The organism is Pseudomonas sp. Sample_16 (assembly GCF_004307665.1).
Classification (GTDB): domain Bacteria; phylum Pseudomonadota; class Gammaproteobacteria; order Pseudomonadales; family Pseudomonadaceae; genus Aquipseudomonas.
Genome location: NZ_RCOB01000169.1, coordinates 33697 through 58886, shown reverse-complemented (window position 1 = coordinate 58886; position 25190 = coordinate 33697). Strand labels below are relative to the sequence as shown.

Annotated in this window: 17 protein-coding genes; 8 read left to right on the top strand and 9 right to left on the bottom strand. The window is 58.1% G+C overall.

The genetic code is table 11. The annotated features are described in order from the left end of the window. The coding region (locus tag D8U69_RS22620) for a UvrD-helicase domain-containing protein (RefSeq protein WP_130908163.1) at positions 1-130 on the bottom strand (130 nt) is incomplete at its 3' end. 258 nt (positions 131-388) lie between these two features. Between D8U69_RS22620 and D8U69_RS22615 the strand changes: the two genes are divergently transcribed. Further along, positions 389-3259, top strand: a complete 2871-nt coding sequence (locus tag D8U69_RS22615) for an EAL domain-containing protein (RefSeq protein ID WP_130908162.1) — start codon at positions 389-391, stop codon at positions 3257-3259. Between the two features lie 69 nt (positions 3260-3328). Here the strand turns inward: D8U69_RS22615 and D8U69_RS22610 are convergent, their stop codons facing one another. Beyond that, the gene (locus D8U69_RS22610; protein WP_130908161.1) at positions 3329-3643 is read right to left on the bottom strand and encodes a hypothetical protein; all 315 of its coding nucleotides are present in this window, start codon (positions 3641-3643) and stop codon (positions 3329-3331) included. A 339-nt stretch (positions 3644-3982) separates the two neighbouring features. On the opposite strand from D8U69_RS22610, the gene hexR reads away from it, so the two are divergent. After that, positions 3983-4849 (top strand): transcriptional regulator HexR, encoded by an 867-nt coding sequence (hexR, locus tag D8U69_RS22605; RefSeq protein ID WP_007954250.1) that lies wholly within the window; start codon positions 3983-3985, stop codon positions 4847-4849. Between the two features lie 215 nt (positions 4850-5064). Continuing rightward, positions 5065-5277 (top strand): hypothetical protein, encoded by a 213-nt coding sequence (locus D8U69_RS22600; protein WP_130903495.1) that lies wholly within the window; start codon positions 5065-5067, stop codon positions 5275-5277. On the opposite strand, the gene D8U69_RS22595 is transcribed toward D8U69_RS22600, so the two are convergent. After that, positions 5219-6181: a LysR family transcriptional regulator gene (locus tag D8U69_RS22595; RefSeq protein ID WP_130903496.1), complete on the bottom strand. Its 963-nt coding sequence runs from the start codon at positions 6179-6181 to the stop codon at positions 5219-5221. The two genes, D8U69_RS22600 and D8U69_RS22595, sit on opposite strands and share 59 nt — an antisense overlap. Before the next feature lie 190 nt (positions 6182-6371). On the opposite strand from D8U69_RS22595, the gene D8U69_RS22590 reads away from it, so the two are divergent. Then, a complete protein-coding gene (locus tag D8U69_RS22590) occupies positions 6372-7787 on the top strand; it encodes an acetyl-CoA carboxylase biotin carboxylase subunit (RefSeq protein WP_056854322.1) in 1416 nt (471 codons plus the stop codon). An 11-nt stretch (positions 7788-7798) separates the two neighbouring features. Continuing rightward, entirely contained in the window at positions 7799-9607 is a 1809-nt protein-coding gene (oadA, locus tag D8U69_RS22585) for a sodium-extruding oxaloacetate decarboxylase subunit alpha (protein ID WP_056854323.1), read from the top strand. Positions 9608-9683: 76 nt separating this feature from the next. On the opposite strand, the gene D8U69_RS22580 is transcribed toward oadA, so the two are convergent. Both D8U69_RS22580 and D8U69_RS22575 read right to left on the bottom strand, forming a co-directional pair. Beyond that, a complete protein-coding gene (locus tag D8U69_RS22580; protein WP_130908160.1) occupies positions 9684-12020 on the bottom strand; it encodes an autotransporter domain-containing protein in 2337 nt (778 codons plus the stop codon). Positions 12021-12219: 199 nt separating this feature from the next. Next, positions 12220-15183, bottom strand: coding sequence for an autotransporter domain-containing protein (locus tag D8U69_RS22575; protein ID WP_130908159.1), 2964 nt, complete (start codon positions 15181-15183; stop codon positions 12220-12222). A gap of 230 nt (positions 15184-15413) precedes the next feature. On the opposite strand from D8U69_RS22575, the gene D8U69_RS22570 reads away from it, so the two are divergent. Further along, a complete protein-coding gene (locus tag D8U69_RS22570; RefSeq protein ID WP_130908158.1) occupies positions 15414-16739 on the top strand; it encodes a HipA domain-containing protein in 1326 nt (441 codons plus the stop codon). After that, positions 16736-17014: a helix-turn-helix transcriptional regulator gene (locus D8U69_RS22565; protein ID WP_056854327.1), complete on the top strand. Its 279-nt coding sequence runs from the start codon at positions 16736-16738 to the stop codon at positions 17012-17014. Before D8U69_RS22570 ends, D8U69_RS22565 begins: the two co-directional genes overlap by 4 nt. 145 nt (positions 17015-17159) lie before the next feature. Here D8U69_RS22565 and D8U69_RS22560 read toward each other — a convergent pair whose 3' ends face one another. Genes D8U69_RS22560 through D8U69_RS22550 form a run of 3 tightly spaced genes read right to left on the bottom strand, consistent with a single transcriptional unit; the run spans position 17160 to position 18929 of the window. Further along, positions 17160-17831 (bottom strand): GNAT family protein, encoded by a 672-nt coding sequence (locus D8U69_RS22560; protein WP_130908157.1) that lies wholly within the window; start codon positions 17829-17831, stop codon positions 17160-17162. Between the two features lie 17 nt (positions 17832-17848). Next, positions 17849-18295, bottom strand: coding sequence for a GNAT family N-acetyltransferase (locus D8U69_RS22555; protein ID WP_056854329.1), 447 nt, complete (start codon positions 18293-18295; stop codon positions 17849-17851). A 10-nt stretch (positions 18296-18305) separates the two neighbouring features. Beyond that, positions 18306-18929, bottom strand: coding sequence for an FMN-binding negative transcriptional regulator (locus D8U69_RS22550; protein ID WP_056854330.1), 624 nt, complete (start codon positions 18927-18929; stop codon positions 18306-18308). A 92-nt stretch (positions 18930-19021) separates the two neighbouring features. On the opposite strand from D8U69_RS22550, the gene D8U69_RS22545 reads away from it, so the two are divergent. Beyond that, positions 19022-20572 carry a PLP-dependent aminotransferase family protein gene (locus D8U69_RS22545; RefSeq protein WP_130903501.1) on the top strand — a complete coding sequence of 517 codons (1551 nt, stop codon included), beginning with the start codon at positions 19022-19024 and terminating at the stop codon, positions 20570-20572. Between the two features lie 32 nt (positions 20573-20604). Here the strand turns inward: D8U69_RS22545 and D8U69_RS22540 are convergent, their stop codons facing one another. Next, positions 20605-25182, bottom strand: a complete 4578-nt coding sequence (locus D8U69_RS22540) for a hypothetical protein (RefSeq protein ID WP_130908156.1) — start codon at positions 25180-25182, stop codon at positions 20605-20607. Positions 25183-25190 lie beyond the last annotated feature (8 nt).

Below are 25190 nucleotides of genomic sequence, written 5' to 3'. Positions count from 1 at the left end.
GGTGCACCAGCACTCGGGTTTTACCGGAACCAGCACCGGCCAGGACCAACTGACGGCCTACGGGGGCCGCTACGGCCTGACGTTGGGCATCGTTGAGGGAGTTCAGCAAAAGGGAGAGGTCATCGCGCATCGGGGCATTCTAGGGGGCGGCGCCACACCGGGCAAATCCCGCTTTGCATTAGCCGATGAAAGAGATGTGCGGGACGACCGGTCAGTCATTGTCCGTAAGCATTGCAGCTACATGCCTGGCGGCATTTGCGCGGGGGCGGGTGGCAGGCAGATTTGTCTGTTTTTTGACCGGCAGCAGTTTGGTCAGGGCAGATGCTTGTGTATGCTCCGTCGACGTTTCGGGCTCATGCTCATCATTATAAGAACAAGAATATCGCCTATGACCCTCAGCTTCGACCTGTCGGGCCCCACTGCGCAGCCCCGGGTTATTCGTAAACAATACGCCATGGAGATGGCGGTCGAACGCACGCGTCTGCTGTATCAGGGCTCTCTGCTGCCTACGCTGTTCATGTTGATCAATGGTCTGGTCTGCGCCGGTTTACTCTGGAGTCCGCAGCGTTACTTCCTGGTCACGGTCTGGCTGGTATGGCTGCTGTCACTGGTGGCATTGCGGGTGATTCAGGTTGCCGCCTTCGATTCGGCCATTCCCAATCGTCAGGCTCACCCCATTTGGCTACGCATGTTTTTATTGGGCTCCGGCCTCACCGGCCTGACTCTGGCGGGTGCCGGCATCGCCCTGGTTCCCGCCGATAACTTCATTCAGCAGGCCTGGGTCTTCGGCCTCATCGGTGCCGCGGCGCTTTCCGCCAGTGTGGCTTATGCGGTCAGTTTGCCGGCCTTTCTTTCGTTCACCTTGCCCTGTCTGCTGCCGGCCATCGCTTTCATGTTTTGGGGGGGAGACGAGCAGCAGCAAGGTTGGGGCTGGTTTGGATTGATTCTGCTGGGTGCACTGAGCGTGGTTGCCTGGCAGGTCAATCGTTTGATCGATCGGGGCTTGATGCGACGTTTTCAGAATCAGGCGCTCATCGAACACCTGCAACAGGCACAAAGTTGCAGTGACCAGCTCAATCAGAAGCTGGCCAAGGAAATTGAGCAACGACAGCGTGCCGAAGAAGAATTGCGGGAAATCCAGACCGACCTGGAAAACCGTGTCGCCCAGCGCAGCCTCGAACTGGATGCCGCCAGCCAGGCGTTGAGCAAGAGTGAAGCACGCCTGGCGCTGGCCCTGAAGGCCAGCGAATTGGGGCTGTGGGACTGGAACCTGCAAACCGACGAAGTTCACCACACGCAGATTCAGGAATTGTTCGGCCTGGAGCCGGAACAGGTGACGGGCATTTTGCGTCACCTCAAGCCGCGGCTGCACCCGGAGGACCTTCCCGGACTGAAAAGAGCACTGGTCGAGCATTTGAAAGGGCGCACCGAGGACTATCAGATCGAATATCGCGTGCGGCATGGCGACGGCCACTGGGTCTGGATCGAGGACCGCGGGCGGGCAGTCGAGCGTGGCGAAAACGCAAGGGTGATTCGCATGGTCGGCACCCGTCGCGACATCAGCGTCAGCAAAGGTCTGGAAGAGCAGCGGCAGCTGGCCGCGACCGTGTTCGAAGCGGCCAGCGAAGGCATTGTGATTTTCGATCCGAATTACAAGCTTATCGCGATCAATCAGGCTTTCAGTCGGGTGACCGGCTACGACATCGAGGACATGATCGGGCGCAATGTCGTTGAATTACCGTGCAGCCGCGATGCGCGTCGGCATTACGCGGCGATTCACCAGGCGCTGGAACAGCAGGGCAGTTGGCAAGGCGAACTGGTGGAAACCCGCAAGAACGGCGAGATGTATCCGCAATGGCTGCAGCTGAACGCCGTACGCGATACTCGGGGAAATGTCAGTCATATCGTGGGCTTCTTCGCTGATCTCTCGGCTCGCCGAGAGTCCGAAGAGCGCATGCGTTATCTTACGCATTACGACGAACTGACCGGCCTGGCCAACCGCTCGATGTTCCGCGAACGACTCAGCGAAGCGCATCAACGGGTGCGTCAGGGCGGTTATCGCAGCCTGGCGTTGCTCCACATCAATCTGGACCGCTTCAAACAGCTCAACGACAGCCTGGGGCATGAAATCGCTGACCAGTTGTTGCAGAAGATGGCTCGACGGTTGGTGAATGCATTGCCGGAAGCGGACACCATCGCGCGCCTGTCCGGTGACGAATTCGCGGTGCTGTTCAACGCTTACGGCAACCTGTCGAGCCTGGCGCGGGTGGCGACGCGTCTGGCGAGCAAGTTGCGGTTGCCGGTGACCATTGATGGGCATGAGCTGGTGGTCAGCGCGTCGATGGGCATCAGTTTATTGCCGGACAGCGCCCGGGATATTTCGGCATTGGTCAGTCAGTCGAACATGGCCATGCAGCACGCAAAGCATCTGGGAGGGAACAACTTCCAGTTCTATACCGACAGTTTGCAAGCCAGCACGCTGGAGCGTTTGCAAATGGAAAACCAACTGCGAAAGGCTGTCGAAGAGAAGCAGTTGAAGGTGTTTTATCAACCGAAATTGTGCCTTGCCACGGGCAAGTTGAATGCCGCCGAGGCCTTGGTGCGTTGGGATCACCCGACCATGGGCCGAGTGCCTCCTGGGGATTTCATCGGGTTGGCCGAGGAAACCGGGCTGATTGGTCCGATAGGCGAGTTCGTACTGCGTCAGGCTTGCTGGCAAGCCTGTGAATGGCAGCGGCAGGGACTTGAAGCGATTCGGGTATCTGTGAACCTGTCCGTGCACCAACTGCGACAGGGCAAGCTGGTCAGTCTGGTGCGCCAGGTCCTGGAAGAAACCGGGCTGGAGCCGCGCTACCTTGAGCTGGAACTCACCGAAAGCCAGTTGCTGGACAGCGTCGAACACATCATTGCGACGTTCCAGCAATTACGTGATCTGGGCGTGAAACTGGCGATTGATGATTTCGGCACAGGCTATTCGTCCTTGAGTTATCTGAAGCGGATTCCCGTCGATTACGTGAAGATCGATCAAGCGTTCATTCGTGGCCTGGGGGAGGGTAGCGAAGATGCGGCGATTACTCGGGCGATCATCGCCATGGCGCACGGCCTGGCATTGAAGGTCGTGGCGGAAGGCGTCGAGCGGATCGAACAGCTTGAGTTTCTGAAGGCTGAACACTGTGATGAAGTGCAGGGTTATCTGGTCAGCCGCCCGGTAGAGGCCGAAACCCTGGCCGGCTTGCTGCATGCTCAGGCCGCCAGTTGAGTAGAAGGCGTCCCGGTCTCAGCAGCTGAGACTGCGGGACGCCTGAATTGCCGGAAGCGCAATTGATGCTTAGTGGGTGATCGATACTTTATCGATATGGTGCAGCAACTTTCCTTCGTAGAAGATGCTCACGCTGCAAATATCAGAGTTCCCCGGCACTTTGTATTCTACAAACTTGTCGGTTTCGACTTGCAGTGAAATTTCATTGGAGTTTTCCAGTTTAAGTTCCAGGCGCAAGTCATAGGATTTATCTTGCTCTTCACTCACTTCCAGCTTTGGTGTAATGCCCGTATGCGCCACGGTTACGACGCCATAGGTGCGAAACGAAGCGGCGCCTGGCATGCGGTCGAGCTGTGCGGTCCAGCCTTTGGTTTTAATAGTCATGATGTGTAGCTCCTTTAGTTTTGATTCGCTTCCTGCGCAATTAATATACCCAGCTGAAGTTTGCTTTGGTTGAATTTTGTTAGTTTGATTTGTAAATCGGCGTGTGTTGTTATCGAGTGCTCATGCCGCATTGGTTTTATATATTGCCAAGTAAATAAGTAAATATTTGCCAGTTCAAAACCAGCGTTTCGGCCCCGCGTCATGAGTGCTACATGAGGCGCGGACGCCAGAAATCGAGGGATTCGGTAACGCATTGAGCAGGCAAAAAGCCGATTCATGTAGTATAACTACAAGCGTGCTACATCCCCGGCACCTGCCAATAACAAAGAGTCCAGCCCTTTGAATCTGCTGCAACACATCGCCCAGTCACGTCACCTGTTACGCAAGTCGGAGCTCAAGGTCGCCGACCACGTGCTGCTTGATCCTGCGGCGGTGATGCACAGTTCCATGGCCGACCTGGCCCACAGCGTGGGCATCAGCGAGCCGACCATCGTGCGGTTTTGCCGCGCCATCGGTTGCTCCGGATTTCAGGATTTGAAGCTGAAACTGGCGCAGAGCCTGGCGGCTGGCGCGAGCTTCGGGCAATTCGCGATCCATGAAGACGATTCGGTGGCCGACTACAGCCTGAAGATCTTCGACACCACGTTGCATACCCTGATGGAGGTTCGAGAAAAGCTCGACCCACTGGAATTGCAGCGAGCAGTGACGCTGATGTCCCAGGCGCAGCGGGTCGAGTTCTACGGTTTCGGTGCTTCGGGTGCGGTAGCGGCGGATGCGCAGCACAAGTTCTTCCGTTTGTTGCTGACCGCAGCGGCGTACTCCGATCCGCATATGCAAGCGATGTCGGCGGTGACGTTGAAACCGACAGACGTGGCGATCTGCATCTCCCAGTCCGGGCGCTCCAAGGATCTATTGATCACTGCCAATCTTGTGCGTGAGAGCGGCGCTTCGCTGATTACCCTGTGCCCGAGCCAGACACCGTTGGCCGAGTTGTCGACGGTCAACCTGGCGATCGACGTGCACGAAGACACCGAAATCTACACGCCGCTGACCTCGCGTATCGCCCATTTAGTGGTAATCGACGTATTGGCGATGGGCGTGGCAATGGCGCGCGGGCCGAGCCTGGTCAATCACCTCAAGAGCGTTAAACGCAGTTTGCGCAGCTTGCGGTTGTCGCCCAAATCGGTGAAAGCGCTGGACGACTGACTTCAAGGCCCGCGCGGCCCCCTGTGGCGAGGGAGCTCGCTCCCGCTGGGTCGCGAAGCGGCCCCAGAATTGTGCGACTGCTGCGCAGCCGAACGCGAGCAAGCTCCCTCGCCACAGGACCAAACAACATTCATCGGTCTGTAACCATCAAGCCGCCAAACCGTCATCCCCCACGCCTATCTTGAAACTCCCGTACTCGTCTTGGGAGACTTGAAATGGCCCTGCCTTACGAAGAACGCAACAGCGCTGTCAAAACCCGTCGTCAACAAGAAGATCAACGGCGCATGGAGTTTCGCCGCGCTATTGAAGATCGTTGCGAGCGCCGTCAGCTTCTGGCCGAGATTGGCGATTTTCCTGAAGATTTCGAGCTCAATTATTGGCAGGCTGCGCCGACAGCTTCCCGGCGAAGCGCTCAACCAGGCCGCTGATCTGCACCCGCTCGCTGCGCACGAACGCAAGGAAGGCGTGAGCCACTGGTGACAGCCGTTTAGCCTTGGCTTGCACCAGACACCAGCTGCGATAAAGCGGCAGTTCTTCGACCGGCAACTCGATCAACCCACCGGTCGCCAGTTCGAGGTTCAGGGCGTGGCGCGTCAACAACGCCACGCCCAGACCCGCCAGCACGCATTCGCGTTGAGCTTCGGCTGATGACACTTCCTGTGTCTGGTTGAAGTGCACGCGCTTTTCCTTGAAGTACTCTTCGCACGCCAGGCGTGTCCCCGAACCGGGCTCGCGCAGCAGCAGGGTATAAGGTTCCAGATCCTGCAGGCGCAGGGGGCCCATGTGGCACAGTGGATGATTCGGTGGCGCCACGGCGACAATCGGATTGTTCAGGAATGGCAGGAATTCCAGGCCCATGTCCTGTGGCACCATGGACATGATGACCAGGTCGTCACGGTTGTCCGAGAGGCGTCGAATCACCTGCCCCCGGTTGACCACCGTCAATTGCAGGTTGACCTCCGGATGCTGGCGCTTGAACGCGGCAAACAAGTGCGGAACGAAGTACTTGGCGCTCGATTCCACCGCCAGTTTCAATTGACCCTGGAGGGAGCCCTGCATGTCCGACAACTGCATATCGAGGTTTTCCAGGCGCCCGAAAATGTCCCGGCTGGCGCGTTGCAGTGCTTCGGCCGCTTCGGTCATGTAGAGTTTTTTACCGACGTAATCGAACAATGGCTGGCCAACCAGTTCTTCGAGTTGGCGAATCTGCAGGCTTACGGCCGGTTGTGTGAGCGACATTTCGTCGGCTGCGCGGCTGTAGGACCTCAAATCGCAGACTTCATTGAAGATCTGCAACTGACGCAACGTCATACGCATCAATGACTTACGCACTTTATTAGTCCTCTCGCCGCTGGCTGATGCAGCAACTATAAGTCTTTACTTATGCGTGACCCAATAATTATTCATTTTTGTTAATCCCTTGTGGGCGCTAGTGTGGGGCTGCGACCAAATTGAAACATTTGGTCACGCGTCGACCTGGTCTAGCGGGTCGTGGGTACCACCGGCTCAAGGGAACCTCCAAGTGATAAAAAAGATCCTGATCGCCAACCGTGGTGAGATTGCCGTACGCATCGTACGTGCCTGCGCCGAGATGGGTATTCGCTCGGTCGCGATCTATTCCGATGCCGACCGTCATGCCCTGCATGTGAAGCGTGCGGACGAGGCCCACAGCATTGGCGCCGAGCCATTGGCGGGCTACCTGAACCCGCGCAAGCTGGTGAACCTGGCCGTGGAAACCGGTTGTGATGCATTGCACCCCGGCTACGGCTTCCTCTCCGAGAACGCTGAACTGGCAGACATCTGCGCAGAACGCGGGATCAAATTCATCGGTCCATCGGCTGAAGTGATTCGCCGCATGGGCGACAAGACCGAAGCCCGCCGCAGCATGATCAAGGCTGGCGTGCCGGTTACCCCAGGTACCGAAGGCAACGTCTCGGGTATCGAAGAAGCCCTGACCGAAGGCGATCGTATCGGCTACCCGGTGATGCTCAAGGCCACTTCCGGTGGCGGCGGCCGCGGCATTCGTCGCTGCAACAGCCGCGAAGAGCTCGAACAGGCGTTCCCTCGCGTGATCTCCGAAGCCACCAAGGCGTTTGGTTCCGCTGAAGTGTTCCTGGAAAAATGCATCGTCAATCCCAAGCACATCGAAGCGCAGATCCTGGGCGACAGTTTCGGCAACGTCGTGCATCTGTTCGAGCGTGACTGCTCGATCCAGCGCCGCAACCAGAAGCTGATCGAGATCGCCCCGAGCCCGCAACTGACCCCTGAACAGCGCGCCTATATCGGTGACCTGTCGGTGCGTGCAGCCAAGGCTGTGGGTTACGAGAACGCCGGTACTGTGGAGTTCCTGCTCGCTGAAGGCGAGGTGTACTTCATGGAGATGAACACCCGGGTGCAGGTGGAACACACCATCACCGAAGAAATCACCGGCATCGACATCGTCCGCGAGCAGATCCGCATCGCTTCCGGTCTGCCGCTTTCGGTGAAACAGGAAGACATCCACCACCGTGGATTTGCCCTGCAATTCCGGATCAACGCCGAAGACCCGAAAAACAACTTCCTGCCGAGCTTCGGCAAGATCACCCGTTACTACGCGCCCGGCGGTCCCGGCGTGCGTACCGACACGGCGATTTACACCGGTTACACCATTCCGCCGTTCTACGATTCCATGTGCCTGAAACTGGTGGTGTGGGCGTTGACCTGGGAAGAGGCGATGGACCGTGGCTTGCGCGCTCTGGACGATATGCGTCTGCAAGGGGTCAAGACCACCGCCGCGTATTACCAGGAGATCCTGCGCAATCCGGAATTCCGTAGCGGCCAGTTCAACACCAGTTTCGTTGAAAGCCACCCTGAACTGACCAACTACTCGATCAAGCGCAAACCCGAAGAGCTGGCCCTGGCCATCGCCGCCGCCATCGCCGCCCACGCAGGCCTGTGAGGAATAGAACAATGTCCAAGAAGATCCATGTAACCGACACCATCCTGCGCGACGCCCACCAATCGCTGCTGGCGACCCGCATGCGCACCGAAGACATGCTGCCGATCTGCGACAAGCTCGACAAAGTCGGCTACTGGTCGCTGGAGTGCTGGGGTGGGGCGACGTTCGACGCCTGCGTACGTTTCCTGAAAGAAGACCCGTGGGAGCGTCTGCGCCAATTGCGCGCGGCACTGCCTAACACGCGTCTGCAAATGCTCCTGCGCGGTCAGAACCTGCTGGGCTATCGCCACTACAGCGACGACGTGGTCAAAGCTTTCGTTGCCAAGGCCGCGGTCAACGGCATCGACGTGTTCCGCATCTTCGACGCGATGAACGACGTGCGTAACCTGCGCGTGGCGATTGAAGCGGTGAAAGCCGCAGGCAAGCACGCTCAGGGCACCATCGCCTACACCACCAGCCCGGTGCACACGATTGATGCTTTCGTGGCGCAAGCCAAGCAAATGGAAGCCATGGGTTGCGACTCGGTGGCGATCAAGGACATGGCCGGCCTGCTGACCCCATACGCCACCGGTGAACTGGTGCGGGCGTTGAAAGCCGAACAGTCGCTTCCCGTGTTCATCCACTCTCATGACACCGCCGGTCTGGCGACGATGTGCCAGCTCAAGGCAATTGAAAACGGTGCCGACCACATCGACACCGCGATCTCCAGCTTCGCCTCGGGCACCAGCCACCCAGGCACCGAATCGATGGTGGCTGCGCTCAAAGGCAGCGAATTCGACACAGGCCTGGACCTGGAGTTGTTGCAGGAAATCGGCCTGTACTTCTACGCCGTGCGCAAGAAGTACCACCAGTTCGAAAGCGAATTCACCGCTGTCGACACTCGTGTGCAAGTCAACCAGGTGCCGGGCGGGATGATTTCCAACCTCGCCAACCAGTTGAAGGAGCAGGGCGCGCTGAACCGCATGGGCGAAGTGCTGGCCGAAATCCCGCGCGTTCGTGAAGACCTCGGCTTTCCTCCGTTGGTGACCCCGACTTCGCAGATCGTCGGCACCCAGGCGTTCTTCAACGTGCTGGCCGGTGAGCGTTACAAGACGATCACCAACGAAGTGAAGCTTTACCTGCAAGGTGGCTATGGCAAGGCACCGGGCACCGTGAACGAGAAGCTGCGTCGCCAGGCCATTGGCAGCGAAGAGGTAATCGACGTTCGTCCGGCCGATCTGCTCAAACCGGAAATGGCCAAGCTGCGCGCTGACATCGGTGCATTGGCCAAGTCCGAAGAAGACGTGCTGACCTTCGCGATGTTCCCGGATATCGGTCGCAAGTTCCTCGAGGAACGTGCTGCCGGCACCCTGACACCTGAAGTGCTGTTGCCGATTCCTGAGGCCGGTGGTGTTGCATCGGCTGGCGGCGAAGGCGTACCGACCGAGTTCGTCATCGACGTGCACGGCGAAACCTACCGCGTCGATATCACCGGTGTTGGCGTCAAGTCCGAAGGCAAGCGGCATTTCTACCTGTCCATCGACGGTATGCCGGAAGAAGTGGTGTTCGAACCGCTCAACGAATTTGTCGGCGGCGGCAGCAGCAAGCGCAAGCAAGCCACAGCTCCGGGCCACGTCAGCACCACCATGCCGGGCAACATCGTCGATGTGCTGGTCAAGGAAGGCGACTCCGTCAAGGCTGGCCAAGCGGTGCTGATCACCGAAGCGATGAAGATGGAAACCGAAGTGCAGGCGGCCATCGCCGGTAAAGTCACCGCCATTCACGTGGCCAAGGGCGACCGGGTGAACCCGGGCGAAATCCTGATCGAAATCGAAGGCTGAGTTAACAGCCTCGATCTACCGCTTTAAACCTCGGGGGAGCATGTGCTCCCCTTTTTTTCGCCTCGGGTTTGGGCTCTCAGAAACTCATTCGCCACTGACCTGTAACGCCGTGGTTGCGGCTGTCGGTGCCGATCTCACCCGTGATGCCGACGGCCAGCGTGTGTTTCGCTGAAAATCCAAGGTCCAGCCCGGCATCGACCAGCAGGCTGTCACGATCCAGTGGCACGCCGGAAACGGTGAAGTTTTTCCCACCCGTAACTATTTGTTGGCGAGTATCGCTGTAGACGTCCCCGTAGGTGTGTTTCCAGCCAGCGCTGAACCGCGGGGTCAGTTGCATGCCGTTATCCAGCGCGGTGAGCTTCGCCAGTCGCAGGCCGAATGTGCTGTTCAAATTGTTCTGCGTTTGACCGTGTACCTTCAGTGCCGCTGCACCACCTTTTTCCGTGAAGGTATCGCGCTGATAGCGTTGGTAGCCCAGGCTGGCAAACGGTTCGATGCTGACATTCGCCCGGCCCAGGTTGTAACCCAATTCCGCGAAAGCCTGCTGGGTGCTGGCATCGTAGCGGCCTTCGGGGCGGTCGCTGAAACCTTTGAAGGCAACCCGTCGTTTAGTGCTGCCATCGTGGCTGCTGTAGGTCGCACCCAGTCGCATTGACAGGGGACCGTTTTGACGCAGGGCGTAGGCGCCCACATGCCAGCTGTCGAGATTGCCGTCGAGTCCCCGACTGTTCAGGCGCGTGTCGGATTTGCCGCTGATAACACCCAGCCGCCAGTCCTCTGCGATACCCCAGTCCGCTCCGATTACCAGCCCGTGGGTGGTGTGTTTCAGAGCATCGTAATCGCGATCCAGGGTCCCACCATGACCCAATGCTTGCAGCCAGACCCGACCATTGTCTTCGCTGCCGGCAGCCAGGCGTGGTGCATTGCGCCTCGTGGCGTTGCCATAGCCACTGGCACTGTCCAGCTGACGCATGGCTGAGAGCATGGTTGCGCTGATTGGGCTGTCACTGTTCAGGGTCGCCTTCGCGAGGTTGGCGTTTTGGCTGGCGGCCAGTTGCTCGATGGCAATAGATGCGGTCTGTTTGTCAGCGCGGAGCAGGGCTGCGACCGCAGCGTTTGTGGGGATGGGTGCCTTTGGTAGTGAGGCGACGGAAGGGGTAGCTGGAGGAGTTGAAGCTGTGTCGGATTTGTCAGATGGCGTTTCAGCGGTGACGGTTTGGTTGCTGGTAACCGGCGTTGCGGCTATGGCAGGTTGTTCGGGGGGCATTGCTGTAGAGGCTGTCGACTGATTTTCATCGGCAGTGGTTGGGGTTAAGACCGGAACGGATGTACCGGTGTCTGTGGGTAGATTCGGGACTTCAGCGACGGAGGGTGCTTGAAACTCAATATCGTCAAGGCTTTCACCGAGTTCCCTGCCATTGTCCGTGATAGCGGCAACCGCGAACGGTACGTCGTTGCGGACGAAGATCAAGCCGAAAGTCTTGGCCTGGTAATCCGGCTCGGGTGTCAGGAACGCAAGATTGTTGAGAATCTTCCCGAATTTCCCTTCGATTTTGTCGGCAACCAGGATGGTTTTTTCGCTGATCAGCGGGTAATCACCCGATGCCGCCACGATGTTCAGTGTGGCGCCGCCGAGGTTGGCGGTGCCATCGACCACAATCGTTTCACTGTTGAGCCCATCATCGATCTCGTAGCTCAACTCGGCGGTTTTCGAGAGATTCAAGTCACCTTTGACCTTTGGTGCACCGTGCAAACTGTTGACAGAAAGTTTTCCATTCACGGTGAGGGAACCGGTCAAGCCGCTGCCCGCAAAAACGCCTTTTTCTTCAACCTCGACGTCGCCTTCGATAAAGCCCGGGTTGTTCAGGAAACCTCCCGGTCGCACCGTCGCGCCGCCGCCAATCTTCCCATTGTTGACCAGCGTTCCCAGGGTCAGTGCCCCACCCAGAATGTGCCCGTCGTTGATTAGCGTTGCTTTTGAACGAATCAAGACCCCAATGTTGAAATCACCGGAGCCATTCACGGTCCAGGTGCTGCGTTTGAGCTCCAGACCTGCAAAACGTCGACTGTCGTCCAATGTGCCACCGCTCGCGGTATCGAGTTGCAGGAAATTGTCCCCGCCACCACCGTCAATCAACCCGGAAAGGGCGCCTCGGCCAGATACAATGACCAGGTCATTTCCATCGCCGAATGTCCGGTTAACGCCATCCGCTGCTTTGCCAATGGTCTGTTTGTCAGTGGTGGGATCATTGATGAATGCATCGAGTGCCGCCATGAGCTGCTCCGGTGTTGCATCCGGAGCAATGGTGGTATCGATGGACACTTGCTGGGCAAGCGAAATTTCAGCGCAACCCACTGCGAGCGCAATCGCCAGCGCCAGATGTTTCGGTCGGTATTTGTGTTGAACGGGCATCGAGTACGGCCTCTTTTGACAGGAAGCCAAACTCTAAAAGGCAGTGAAAAATATCGATGTCAGGCGCATCCGCAGGTGCTGCGGCTGATGTCGGAATGGGGCGCAGAAAAAATACAGCCACCTAAAGGTGGCTGTATTTATCTGAGAAAGAAGACGATTGTTCTTACAAAAAATCAGGACGAGTGCGGCCAGCGGGCTGTCAAAAACTCATCTGCCACTGCCCGATCACTCCATGGTTGCGACTGTTGCTGCCGATTTCTCCGGAATAGCCAACACCGACGCTATGGCGTGCCGAAATGCCCACATCCAGTCCGGCTTCCAGCACCAGGCTGTCGCGATCCAGTGAGCTGCCATCCACACTGAACGCTGTGCCACCGACTACAAAGGCCTGGCGTGTCGAGTTGCTGACATCGCCGTAGGTGTGTTTCCAGCCGGCAGTCATGCGCGGGGTGAGGCTCATGCCGTTCTCGAGGCTGTTCAGGTGCGCAAGGCGCAGGCCAAAGGTTGTGCTGAAGTTGTCCTCGGTTTGACCGTCGACGTGCAGGGCCGCAGCGCCTCCTTTTTCTTCATAACTGTCGCGGTGATAGCGCTGGTAGCCAAGGTTGGCGAACGGTTCGGCGCTGAGGCGACCGCTGCCCATGGCGTACCCGAGTTCGGCGAATGCCTGTTGGCTGTCGGCGTCGTAATCACCTTTGGGCCGGTCGCTGAAACCGTTGAATGCCACGGTGCGTTTGCTTTCACCCTGATGACCGCTATATGCCGCGCCGAGGCGCAGAGCCAACGGGCCGCTTTGGCGCAACGCATAGACGCCGGCGTGCCAGCTTTCGACATTGCCATCGACGCCTGTGGCGTCCAGATCGGTCTTTGAATAACCGCCAAGCACACCCAGTTTCCATTGCCCATCAAGCGCCCAATCGGCGCCCAGTACTGTGCCTTTGCTGCGTTGTTCAAGTCCACTGCTGCCGTGTTCGCCGTCGAGTTTGCCGTAGCCGCCAATGGCTTGCAGCCAGAGTCGGCCTTGGGCATTCGGGTCATTGAGGTTGCGAGCATCACGGGGGACGCCGTTCGCGGCGAGGACCGGCGTGTCCCGTTGATCGAGGCCCACCAGCAAAGCCGAACGGCCGCCCATCTGATGCATCGCCGACAGCATGCTGGCGCCGATCTGGTTACTGACACCGAGGGTTGCGCTGGCCAGGTCAGCGTTGCTGGCACCGCTGAGCTGCTCGATGGCTGCACCCGCGGTTGCGCCGGTGGTGTTGAGCAAGGCGTTGTACAGCGTATTGTTTTTGCCGAGGGAGGTCAGGCTGTTGGCGGCGCTACTGCCATTACCGGTGACGGCGAATTCGTTGAAGGCGACATCGTTACGGGTGTAGGTCAGGTCGACGCGGGTTGGCGTATAAGCCAAGGTTGGCGTGATAAACGCGTAGTCGCTTGTGACATTGCCGAAGGTGCCGTTCACGACCGCTGCCTGCAACACGGTGTAATGGCTTTGCCACGGATAGGTGCCGCTGCCGGGGTTTACGGCCAGTGCCGCGCCGTTGAGATTGGCCGTGCCGCCGACCATGATCGGTGCGCTGCTGCCATCTGCATTTACGCCGTATGCGATTGTCGAGCCGCTACCCATGGTCAAGTCGTGGGTGACGGTCGCAGTGCCGAGTTGGCTGTTGGTCAGCAGAGTGCCATTGACCATCAAGTTGCCCACCGAACCGCCGCCGGCATACACGCCACCTGCATCGACAGTCATGCTGCCGCTGATGCCTGCCTGGTTGATCAGCGTTGCGCCACTATGTATTGCACCACCGTCACTGAAATCTGCGCTGCCGTTCAGGGTCCATACCCCTTGCTTGACCTCCAGCCATTCGAAGTGGCGACTGTTGCCGAAGCTGCCGCCCGACGCATCGTCCATCACTACACGGTCGTAACCGCTGCCGCCGTCCACAGTCCCAATGAATCGGCTGCCGTTGCGCAAGCTCAGGCTGTCGTTACCACCACCAAGGTCCAAAGCCAAGCCATTGCTGCCGCTGATGGTGCCGCCGTTGACGACGCTGTCAGCGAACTCGCCGACAAACTTCACGCCGAAACCATCGAGACCCTGGATGGTGCCGAAGTTTTCCAGCGCGGTTGCCGCGAGGCCCGAGCCGCCGCTGCCGTCGTCAACCAGAATGGCACTTGTGGCACCGCTGATCATCGCGCCTTGGGCGTTCAGCACATAACCACCGCCCAATGCGATCCCTTCGCTGCCGTTGGTGAACCCGTTCTTGTCCACACCGCCGGCACCAACACCCTGGATCGTGCCGTAGTTTTCGATGTGGGCGATGTTGTCGATGTCTACGCCATCGCCGTCGCCATTGGCTTGCAGGCCGGAATAGGCGCCGGTGATGGTGCCGTGGTTGATCACCGTACCATCGCCGTCGGAACCGAAACCGGAGCCGTTGCGCCCGGCAATATTTCCATAGTTGATGAGGGTTGCGCCCAGATCGGTGGTAATGCCGTGGCGTCCCCCCGTGATGGTGCCGTAGTTGGTCACTGTCACGCCGCTGGCCGAGTCGATGTCGATGCCGTCGAATTTCTGGTCGGCGTTGTGCGAGTCGCCGGTGGAAATCTCGCCATAGTTGGTAATGCTCGCATTGGCGCCGGTCTTCATGCCGTCGCTGGCATCACCACGAATCAGCCCGCCCGCGCGGTTGATGATGGTGGTCGTGACCCCGGTGCTGCGCAGTGCATCGAGGTCCAGGCCTTGGCCGGTTGTCGAGCGGATGATGCCGCTGTTATCGATCAACAGGCTGCCACTGACGAAGTTGCTGTCGATGCGCAACGCGTCGTTGAAGCCGAGAATCTGGCCACCGGCGCGGTTGTAAATGCTGTAGTTGCGCGCCTGGGTCAGGTCGCCGCTGCTGTCGATCGCCCGTCCACCGGTAGAAACGATCTGCCCCGCGTTATCGATCACCACGCCGACACCGGCCGTACCGTCCTTGAGGCTGACAGCCTTGCCGGCATGGGTAATGCTGCCTGGCGCGGAGATCGTCAATGTGTCTGCACCGCCGAGGGTTTGCGCAGTGGTGGTGGCCGTGTCGATCTGCAGGTTTTTGTACGGCGCGGCAATGGCGCCTGTACTGATCACCAGGCTGATGACAAGTGCCAAATGCTGGGGCGGGGAGGTCATGATGGACGGCCTTTTGTTATAAGCAGGGCGTCCTGTATAGCGGAAGGTTTTTACAAATTGATGTCGGGCTTTGCAGTTAGATCTGCATTTAAGTGCAGATTTGCCGCTATATTCTTTTCAAATCTGCATTTCCTTGCATATGAGTTCTACGTGATGTCAGAGAATCTGCACTATATTGCAATCAAGGCGCATTTGACTGGCAATAATGTGCATTAAATTGCGGGTATCCCATGTATTCAGTGACGCTTCAACTATATGCCTCGGGTCGTTGGGAAGATGCGATGACGCTTGTGTTTGCGGACCCAGAGAAAGGTTTTGAGGGGCCCTGCCGGTTTGGCTACAAGACTGGATACGTGGCGGATAATCTCGAATTTGTCGACTCGCCTTTCAACAAAGCGGTGAGTGCCAGATTGCCGCTGAGCTGGGAAAGCGCTTCGCTGAAAAAAGCCCCGGCTTTCCTGCACGATATAGCGCCGGCGGGCGCGGCCAAGCGGTTTCTCATGAGTCGGGTAGGTCAGGACAAACCTGAAGGTATCAGCGCTGATCTGTTTTTACTGGGACGCAGCACTCCCGCGCCGATAGGTAACATGCGTATCAAAGAGTCTGCTGAGGCTGTAGATGACAGACCCGCGATGGGATTTCGACGTGACGAAGTGATCGCTCGAGACAGTACGTTTCTCGAGTACGCCTATGAACAGGGTGCGGCCATTGGTGGCGCGACGGGCGCAGGAGGGGAGGCTCCCAAGCTGCTCATGTCCCGGGGGCGGGATGGATTGCTGTATCCAGACGCTGTATTGAGCGACGATCAAGTGGAGCAACACTGGTTTGTAAAGTTCGCTCGCAACCGGGCTACTCAGACCGATCAGATCATTCTCAAAAGCGAATTTCACTACTACAAGGCATTGCACGCCTTGGGAATCGACACGATCGCATTGGACGGGCTTGCGTTTGAGCAGGCGACCAAACCCAGCCTGTGGATGAAGCGATTCGATCGAAGCGTGAATGATCTGGGGGTTGAGCGCTCTGCAGTGGAGTCGATCTACTCGCTGGCGGGTGTTGTGGTGCCAGGCAGTTACATGAACCATCTGGAAGTGATCCAGCTCCTGGCCCGACTTTGGGCGCAGGCCGGGCAGGAAGAGCAAATCCCCGAGCTGCTATCTGAATATTTGCGACGAGACTTGATCAACAAGATTCTGGGCAATTCCGATAACCACGGTCGCAATACATCAATTATCCGCGGCAGCGATTCCTTCCGTCTGGCACCGATTTACGATTTGGCGCCGATGGTCATGGACGACGAAGGTGTCACACGTACGACCAAGTGGCCTAAAGGCCTTGAGGTGGCGGGGGAAGTGAAATGGCGTGAAGTGTGTGATTCATTGGCGCAGATTGGCGATCCGCAAGCACTGTATGAAGGCCTGCGGGAAGACGCTGCCCGGTTCATGGCTTTGCCCGATATGCTTGCCGCTGATGGCCTTCCCGAAGCCACAATGAACCATCCGGCCATTGCCTTGAGAAACCTTGAGCAGCGTTTGAAAAGCTGGGGGCTCAAATGACCATTACCATTGACGCCCGGGCTCTGTTGATCGAAAGCATCCAGGAAGGATTGGCGCAAGGCACTCTCGAAATCGGTGAAGCCGTCCGGCGTTTGCGCACGGAAGTCACCGGTTTGCACCAAACCCAATTTGCCAAAATGTGCAAAATTTCCGTGCGCACGTTGGTGCATATCGAGCACGGCGAAGGCAATCAGACCCTGAAGTCGCTGAACGCCGTGTTCCGCCCGTTTGGCTTGAAAATGGGAGTGGTGCGAGTTCGGCGTGATATCAGCTGAAATTGCCCAATCACAGCTAACCCCTGTAAGAGCCAGCCTGCTGGCGAAGAACGTCCAGGTACCGAGTTCAGTCAGGCTTGGCGCATTATCGTTGGCGCCCATCGCGAGCAGGCTCGCTCCTACAGCGGTGGTGCATCGAGTCGACTTACCTGCGGCACTCCACCAACGACTTCACCTGTCCCGCCCCTTTCTGGTTTTCATCACTCAACCACCGCTCGAACCCTGCACCGATTGCCGGCCATTCCGAGTCCAGGATCGAATACCACGCCGTATCCCGATTCTGCCCCTTGACCACCATGTGCTGGCGGAACACGCCTTCAAAGCTGAAACCCAGCCGCTCGGCTGCGTACTTGGAGCGGGCATTGGCGTTGTTGCACTTCCATTCCAGGCGGCGGTAACCCAGGGCAAAGGATTCCCGGGCGAGCAAATAAACCGCCTCGGTGCTTTTCGGCGAGCGCTGCATCGGCGCACCGAACGTCACGTGACCGATCTCGATCCGGCCTTGTGAAGGCACAATCGACATCAAACTGAGGATGCCTTGCACTTCACCGCTGGCACGGTCGATCACACTGAAGAAGTAGGGGTCGCTATTGGCTGCATGGTTGTTCAGCCAATCGTTGAAAGCACTGCGCTCGGGGAAGGGGCCGTAAGGCAGATAATCCCAGAGTTTCGGATCGGCACCGGGGCCTTGCAGGGCGTTGAACAAGTCATCGCCGTGGCGCGCCGGGTCAAGTTTTTCCAGGCGGATGAAACGCCCTTCGATGGTTTGAACCGACGGTGCCGGGACACCTTTCCAATCCGCGAGTGAAGTCGACATGTTGTTCTCCTTGAACCTTAAATGGCTTTGCGAAACTGGATGAAACCGGGGCGCTCGGCGATGCGCTCATAAAGCTGGATCGCGGTGGCGTTGGTTTCGTGAGTGAGCCAGTGGACCTTGCAGCAACCGTCCTGTTTGGCTGTTGCGTAAACGAATTCGATCAGTTGTCGGCCGACGCCGGTACCACGGGTTTCGGGCGCTACCAGCAGGTCTTGCAGGTAGCAGGAGTTTTCGATGCTCCAGTTCGAACGATGGTAGATGAAATGCACCATGCCCACCGCTTTGCCGTCGGCCCAGGCCAGCGCGGCGTGGGTGGGTTCGTTTGGATCGAGCATGCGTTGCCAGGTGCTTTGGCTGACGGCGTCCGGCAGTTCGGTGTTGTAGAAGCGCAGGTAGGTTTGCCACAGCGGTAGCCAAGCTGCGTGATCGCCGGCGGTGACTGGGCGAATGTCGATCTGACTCATGGTGATTTCCTTAGCGCATCAATTGAGCGAGGGTCTGGTCATTGACGTCGGAGCTGGCAGCCAGGCCTTCGCGTACGCCCGCGATGTCGGCGGGGGCGCGGTTCTGGCTGAGTTTGCGTTTGCCCTCGAGACGGTCGATGGGAATGGCGAAACCGACGATGGCCTTGAGCATGCCGTCGATGTAATCGGCGGGGGCATCGGCCACTGACCATGGCTGGGCGCGGCCAGCTTCATGACGGTCGGTGAGGGTGCTGACAATGTCGAGCAGCCGCCCGCCATCGCTGAAGGTTTCGGCACGGCCATAGGCATGTACCGCGACGTAGTTCCAGGTGGGCACGACTTTGCCGTGTTCGGCCTTGCTCGGATAGAAGCCAGGGCTGACGTAGGCATCGGGGCCGGCAAAAATCAGCAGGGCTTCAGCGCCGTCGCGCAGGTCTTTCCACTGTGGATTGGCTTTGGCCAAGTGTCCGTACAGCGTGCCGTTCGAGCCCTGTTCGCAGTGCAGCAGAACCGGTACATGACTGGCTTGCAGGCCACTTTCACCGTGGGTCACCAAAATGGCGAGCCGGCTGGCGAGCATCAGTTCATGCAGTTGGGACAACTCGTCGATGGCAAAGGCACGTGGCGTGTACATGAAGATATTTTCCTTGGCGAATGCCTGCATCCTAGGCAGTCTATTGGTCTGTTGTAAGAGCCATTAATGACCAATTTCATGGGTCCATTGTCATGACTACCGAACCACTGTCCCTTTCGTTCAACCCGGCGGGCATCGAACTTGATCGCCGCCAGGGGCTGAGTCGGCAGCTGTATCAGGCATTGCGCCTGCGGGTGCTGGATGGGCGACTGGCCAGTGGCACCCGTCTTCCCGCCAGCCGCGATCTGGCGGCGGCTCTGGCGATTTCCCGCAACAGTGTGGTGCGCGCCTACGACCAACTGTATGCCGAAGGCTTCATCGAGGGACGGGTAGGCGATGGGACCTATGTCGCGCAATTACCTCAGAATGCGTTGCCGGCAAAAAAATTATCCACAAAAGTATCCACAGGGTTGTCAACAGGCTTACCCACAACCTTATCCACAAATTGGCTGGATTTACCTGTTGATTCATCCAGCAAAGTTATCCACAGCGGTGCGTTGGGTCGCGTAGAAAAGAACCATTTACCGAGTCCACCAAGCGGGCCTCCGCGGGCATTCAGGGTTGGCGTTCCGGCCTTTGACCTTTTTCCTTTCGAAGTGTGGGCCAAGCTGAACGCGGCTTTCTGGCGAAAACCGGATTTGCAGCAGCTGTGTTACGGCGACCCCGCAGGTGATGCGCGTCTGCGTGGAATGATTGCCGCGTACTTGCGCAGTTCCCGGGGCATGCAGTGCACGGCTGAACAAATTGTGATCACCAGTGGTGCGCAGCAGGGGATCAGCCTTTGTGCACAGTTGCTGGTCGAACCTGGCGATGGTGTGGCGATTGAGAATCCCGGTTATCGCGCGGCGGGTCATGCGTTCGCCGTGGCCGGTGCCCGATTGCACGGGGTGGCGGTGGACAGTGACGGTATCGATTGCAACGAATTGAACGGCATCGTGGATTGTCGTTTGGCCTATGTCACACCATCGCATCAATACCCGACGGGGGTGGTGATGAGTCTGGCGCGGCGGCTCGAGTTATTGGCCTGGGCCGAGAAAACCCAAGGCTGGATTGTCGAGGACGATTACGATGGCGAGTACCGTTACAGCGGCGCGCCACTGGCACCGCTGGCCGCGCTGGATCGTCACGGGCGCGTGCTCTACGTTGGCACGTTCGGCAAAGTGGCTTTCCCGGCATTGCGCCTGGGTTATCTGGTGTTGCCAACGGCACTGGTGGACGCTTTCAGCCAGCGTCGCGCGGTCGATGTCCGGCACTCCGAGGTCAGCACCCAGGCCGTCATGGCCGAATTCATGGCGGCCGGGCATTTCCAGCGGCACATCCGCCGTATGCGCCGCGCCGCGTTGAGTCGTCGCAATACGCTGCTGGCCAACTGGCCCTCGGACATTCCCGGGGTGGGCAGCCTGCCGAGTGTCGCGGCAGGGTTGCACGTGACGGTGGCAGTCGATACTCAGGCCCGTGAACGTGAACTGATTGAGGCTGCCGCCGGCGTCGATGTCGAGATCAACGGTCTGAGCAGTTACTGGCTAGCGGATTCGAGCACTTCGGTGGATCAGCGGGCAGGGCTGGTGCTGGGATTTGCGGCGGTGCCGGAAGCGGCTATCGCGTCAGCGCTTGTGCGTTTGCGCAGTGCCTGGTGCCGGTAAAGGGCGGGTCCGCGGACCCGCCCCTCTATGAGTCACTGGGGCTCGAGTTGCAGGAACAATGATTGGGTGGAAGCACTGGTGATTCGACGCAGTACGTAGTCGATGGGCTGCAGCGTTGCCAATTGTTCTCGAAGCTCGGTATCCAGCGTCGCCAGGTATTTTTCCGATACTTTCAGATGCGCTGCTGTGGGTTGGGCGGCATCGCTCTCAAGTGTTTCGTAGTGGAAGTGCGCAACCCACAGTTCCTGGTCATTGTCGGTAGCGTCGAGAATCCGGTACTCCTGAAAGTAGTCCTTGCGCCCCGTGGTTCTGATCCGGCCTTGCTCGTTGCGCAGGATTTTGACCTGTCGGTTTTCGTGCAACCATTGGAAGTACTCCTGCCTTGGCTTGCGCTTCTTGAGCATTTTTGTGCGTGTCTTGATGCCCTCTTTGCGGAGTCTGTCAGCCCTGCCGCGCAATTCCAGGCTCAGGCCGGCTACGGGAGGAGGTTGTTTGCCGGCACTTCTGATGTTGCTCATGGCCTGTTCGACGCTTGTGGCGGACTCTTCCAGTTTGCGCGCCTGTTGATCGAACAGGTCCTGTACATCGGCAGGGATTCGATTTGCACGTTCGGCGTCCCGATTGATGCGCTTGGTGAATTCGTTTGCGTCCACGTTGAGGTTCAGGCCGGCAGCGATGGTGGCGAGATCATCCAGCGCGGGCTTGGCGGGCTTGGCGCTTTTGGGAACGAGCTTCTGGAACAACTCCTCTTTTTTCTCCTGCCCGGATGTTTGCGGGGCTTCGCTTTCGACGACGCGTGGGCGGGTCTTGGTGACTTTGACCTTGGGCCGCGACGGGCCTGCAACAGCAGGTCGGGAAGGTTGCTGGATGAAAGCTTCTTCGGCTTCAGGAAGCAGTTGGTTGAGCTGGTTCAGCGTCAGTGTTTGAAATTCCGAGATCAGCACTTGAAGGTGGTCGAGCGCCGATTGGTGAACCATCCCGGGGTATCGGGCTGGCAGATCCTTAATACACTGAAGTGCATCGGCATAGATGTCGGCCAGCCTGGACAGCTTTTGGATGCGCGCCTCGGGCGGCTCGGTATTGCTCGGCTGTTTCATCATTTCAGCAACTTCATGGCTGGCGTCGGCGGCGTCCTCCACCATGCTGACGATCGCCGTTCGAGCTTCGGACATGGTTTCGCCAGATGCCTCTTGGATGCACTGTTCATAGGCCATGCCCACTTCATTGGCTTTGAAGTCCAGGCGAGTGAATTTCGGCAAGAGTTTTGTCAGATCGGCGATTCTGGTAAGCCCGACATGGCCCAGTACCTGGAGACCTGTCAGGGTGGTTTGTGACTGTTCCAAGCGTTCGACGATGGCGTCTCCCAATGCGATTGCCTCTCGGATGTCGGTCAGATCCGCTCGTACCGGCTCACCCGTGTTCAAAGGCGCTTGCGCCAGCAGTTTCTGCATGATCCGGGCGTACTGGTTTTTCTTTACCGTAAACCAGAGTGAAAGGAACTTTTGCTGCACGGTGGTGAGGCGCATTAACTCGTAGGTGTACCCGGTTTCCCCGCCCAGCGAACGCCATTCGCTCAACTGTTCGAGGGCTTTTCCATAACTTGTTTTCAGCTCGTCGAGTTTGTCGGTGTAGAGCCTGGTCGCTGCTTCGAGATTCTCGGTGGAAGCCTTAGTCATGCTCGTCTGAAGGAGATTGAGTGCTTGCTGTTGGGTTTCTTCCTGGCTTCTGAACGCCTCCAATTGAGTATCAAGTTCCGCTTTGCGTTTTTCCTTGGCTAGCTTCAGGGCTTTCAAACGGCTTTTCGGGCCACCGCCGCGCAGGCGCAGCCGCGTATCGACAAACCATTTGCCATGGGGGCCACGAGTCAACAACGGCCCGGTACGTTTGGCGTCATCGGGACTGACAATCTGTACGTCTTCGTCGTCATTGACGGTGACCTGAAACCAGCGTTCACCTACCTGGGCGTAGTGTGTTTCGTTAAGTTCATACAGATGGGGCGGCTTGTTGTTCAGCGTCTTCATCTCGATATTGTTCAGGTCCGGCGCAGAGACGCTGAGCTTGTCCAGATAGGTGCCCAATGACGGGGTCGAGCGACGAGGCACCGATACACCGGTCTCCAGAGAGGAGGTATGGCTGTCGGGCAATTGATCAAAAAATACTGAAGGGGCCATGGAAATTTTCGCAGGTACAGGCTTGGGCGATTGCGGTGTTACTGGAGCTGACGGCAGGTCCCACGCCGGTTTTTTGCGTACACGCCTGGTCCATTCACTGTGACGCTGCTGGTAAGCGCGGTGAGTCAGCACAATGGCCAGCGTCACCAGCACATCACCCAATGAGCTCCATTCGATCAGCGTGTCGCCTTGTTCATGGGCGTCGAGTGCTTGCTGGATCTCGCTGATGCTTTGCCACACCCAAACGGCGGTCCCCACAGGCCCGCTCAAGAACGTCGAGGCAACGTTGAAAATCGCCCAGGCGCTGTCCTTCAAAAGTGTCCAGCGTCTTTCCTCATTGGACACTGATGACCGATCCGCCTGCTCTGCCATGGCATTGGCGTTGCTGGTGAACAATGCGGACAGCAAGTCGCCAGTGATCTCCTCGGTGTCCAGATCGATAGGTCCCGCCAGGTCCAGGCTGAATAACGTCGAGATACCGGACTGAGTCGCCAGCCAAGGTGAAGGCAAACCTACGGGAAAAACGTATTGCGCATATTCGAAGCTCAGCGCCGGTGTCGGCAGCCAGGCCAGTACGCAATCGCGCAGCTCGCCCGGTTGGTGCAGGGCGTAAACCAGGTTTGCCTGCGAGACAAATTGTATTAACGGTTGCTCGAACAGTGGCCGGTAAAGCAGGCAGGGAGCGTCTGTTTTTTGCCGCGGGCCGATGATGAACATGTTGCTGACGGTGTCACCGCCGGACAGCAGGCGATGCCGAGGCTTGAACGTGAGAGGGCGAATGACGATATCGGAATGAGGTTGTGGAGGTTTTCCCTGTGCGACGTCCATCAACTCGCTAATGTAGCGATAGCCAGTCTCGTCAACACCACCCAATTGTTGAAGCATGCATTCCAGTGCATTGAGCCGCAGCAAGTCGGGCAATTGATCGATGTAGCGCTGTTTCTGAATCGCGGCTTGCACCGAATCATCGATCAGTTTGTTCCTCAGCAACTTCGGGTAGATCTCGCCGATATTGACCTTGGCGGCGATGTCGACCAGATAATCGACAGTCAGCCAATCGGGCACCAGCGTGTTGTTTTTGAAACTCAACTCGGCCCGGTAGGGCGCGGTATTTTGCAGGGCGAAATCACCCAGGTTTTCGGTATACCGGTCTTGCGGATTGGGCAAGGTGAGCCCGCCGACGGTGAAGCTGTTGGTGACAGTGATTTGCAGATCATCAAGCGGTAGATGCGCGGCCCCTTCACTGGCCTTGTCCTTGACGATGGCTTCGCGCATGGCGGTCTGCGCATACACACTGATCAGAGGAATGTCGTTTGCGCTTGAGCTGTTGCGCAGTTTTCCAAGGCGGGCAAGGCAGTGGCTGTAGTCTTGCAAATGACTGGGCGAGGCATTGGATAACCAATCGGGAATGGCCGCCTCAAGCTGCTCGATACGGTTTTTGTCGCTAGTGCTGAAATGCTCAGCCGGGGTGGCTGCCGTACGCAAGCCCGGGGGTGTTGCGGTCCTGGCGGTCGAGACCGGAGGGACGAGTGCATTAATGGCGTCCATTTGAGAGGCTATCAGCGCCCAGGCCATATGATCGAAAACGTTGCCGTCGGGCTCGACCAGTCGCCACTTCAGCGTGCGCCCTGCCAGGTCGATGTCGATCCGGCCAGGCAGCGTCGCGCCCAGTTGCTCCAGAGAATCGAAGGCTTCGTAACCGCTTTCCACTGTGTACAGCATGATCTGTTCACGCTGTTTGTAAGTGGCCTGCAGTGCAATCGCACCGCCGAGCATTAGATGAACGCCTTCGTTGTTGTCCACGTCGATCAGGCAGGCTTTGATACCGGGAATTTCAGTATTTTTCCGGGCTCGTTCGGTTTTGTCCGGATAGTTGTACACCGCACGGGCCACCGTACATTGATCGACATTCCAGCCCTTTACCTGTTGGACATCAAATGCGTTTTTCAGCGTCTCGCAGAGTCCATGCCATCGCGGTTGGTCGCTGACTGTTTCATTCCAGAACGCCAGTGCGCGCTGTTGAAACTCGACCATTAACAGGGCGGCGTGGTCGTTGAGCAGTTGGGCAATGTCTTCGACACTGACAGCAAGATGAACGGGGTCGCTGGTCAGTGGGCTGTGCGTCAGGAAATGCTCACCCTCGATGAAATTGGCGACACCTGCGCTCCAGCTCAAACGTACCAGCGCATGGGTCAATGTTTCCACGGAGGGGGAGGCGGCACTCAGCGTTCCATTGGTCATGCGCCATTGCGGCGTCACAATCAGTGTCTGGTCGGGGTCGATGTCGAGCAGCGGATAAAGTTTTTTCAGTGCTTCGCTCAGCACCTGCGAGCTGGCATCGTCGAGGGAAGGCCCCTGATTGGTCAGGCTGACCAGCTTGCTTCTGTCCAGCAACAGTGTTGCGTTGTTTGCGGAGGTGCTTGTGGATTCTCGGGTCATGGTCATTT

What these genes read in the sequence shown, in the direction of transcription:
- D8U69_RS22615 (WP_130908162.1), top strand. Translation starts at nt 389, where the DNA reads ATGACCCTCAGCTTCGACCTGTCGGGCCCCACTGCGCAGCCCCGGGTT.
- D8U69_RS22610 (WP_130908161.1), bottom strand. Translation starts at nt 3,643, where the DNA reads ATGACTATTAAAACCAAAGGCTGGACCGCACAGCTCGACCGCATGCCA.
- D8U69_RS22600 (WP_130903495.1), top strand. Translation starts at nt 5,065, where the DNA reads ATGGCCCTGCCTTACGAAGAACGCAACAGCGCTGTCAAAACCCGTCGT.
- oadA (WP_056854323.1), top strand. Translation starts at nt 7,799, where the DNA reads ATGTCCAAGAAGATCCATGTAACCGACACCATCCTGCGCGACGCCCAC.
- D8U69_RS22580 (WP_130908160.1), bottom strand. Translation starts at nt 12,020, where the DNA reads ATGCCCGTTCAACACAAATACCGACCGAAACATCTGGCGCTGGCGATT.
- D8U69_RS22575 (WP_130908159.1), bottom strand. Translation starts at nt 15,183, where the DNA reads ATGACCTCCCCGCCCCAGCATTTGGCACTTGTCATCAGCCTGGTGATC.
- D8U69_RS22570 (WP_130908158.1), top strand. Translation starts at nt 15,414, where the DNA reads ATGTATTCAGTGACGCTTCAACTATATGCCTCGGGTCGTTGGGAAGAT.
- D8U69_RS22565 (WP_056854327.1), top strand. Translation starts at nt 16,736, where the DNA reads ATGACCATTACCATTGACGCCCGGGCTCTGTTGATCGAAAGCATCCAG.
- D8U69_RS22560 (WP_130908157.1), bottom strand. Translation starts at nt 17,831, where the DNA reads ATGTCGACTTCACTCGCGGATTGGAAAGGTGTCCCGGCACCGTCGGTT.
- D8U69_RS22555 (WP_056854329.1), bottom strand. Translation starts at nt 18,295, where the DNA reads ATGAGTCAGATCGACATTCGCCCAGTCACCGCCGGCGATCACGCAGCT.
- D8U69_RS22550 (WP_056854330.1), bottom strand. Translation starts at nt 18,929, where the DNA reads ATGTACACGCCACGTGCCTTTGCCATCGACGAGTTGTCCCAACTGCAT.
- D8U69_RS22545 (WP_130903501.1), top strand. Translation starts at nt 19,022, where the DNA reads ATGACTACCGAACCACTGTCCCTTTCGTTCAACCCGGCGGGCATCGAA.
- D8U69_RS22540 (WP_130908156.1), bottom strand. Translation starts at nt 25,182, where the DNA reads ATGACCCGAGAATCCACAAGCACCTCCGCAAACAACGCAACACTGTTG.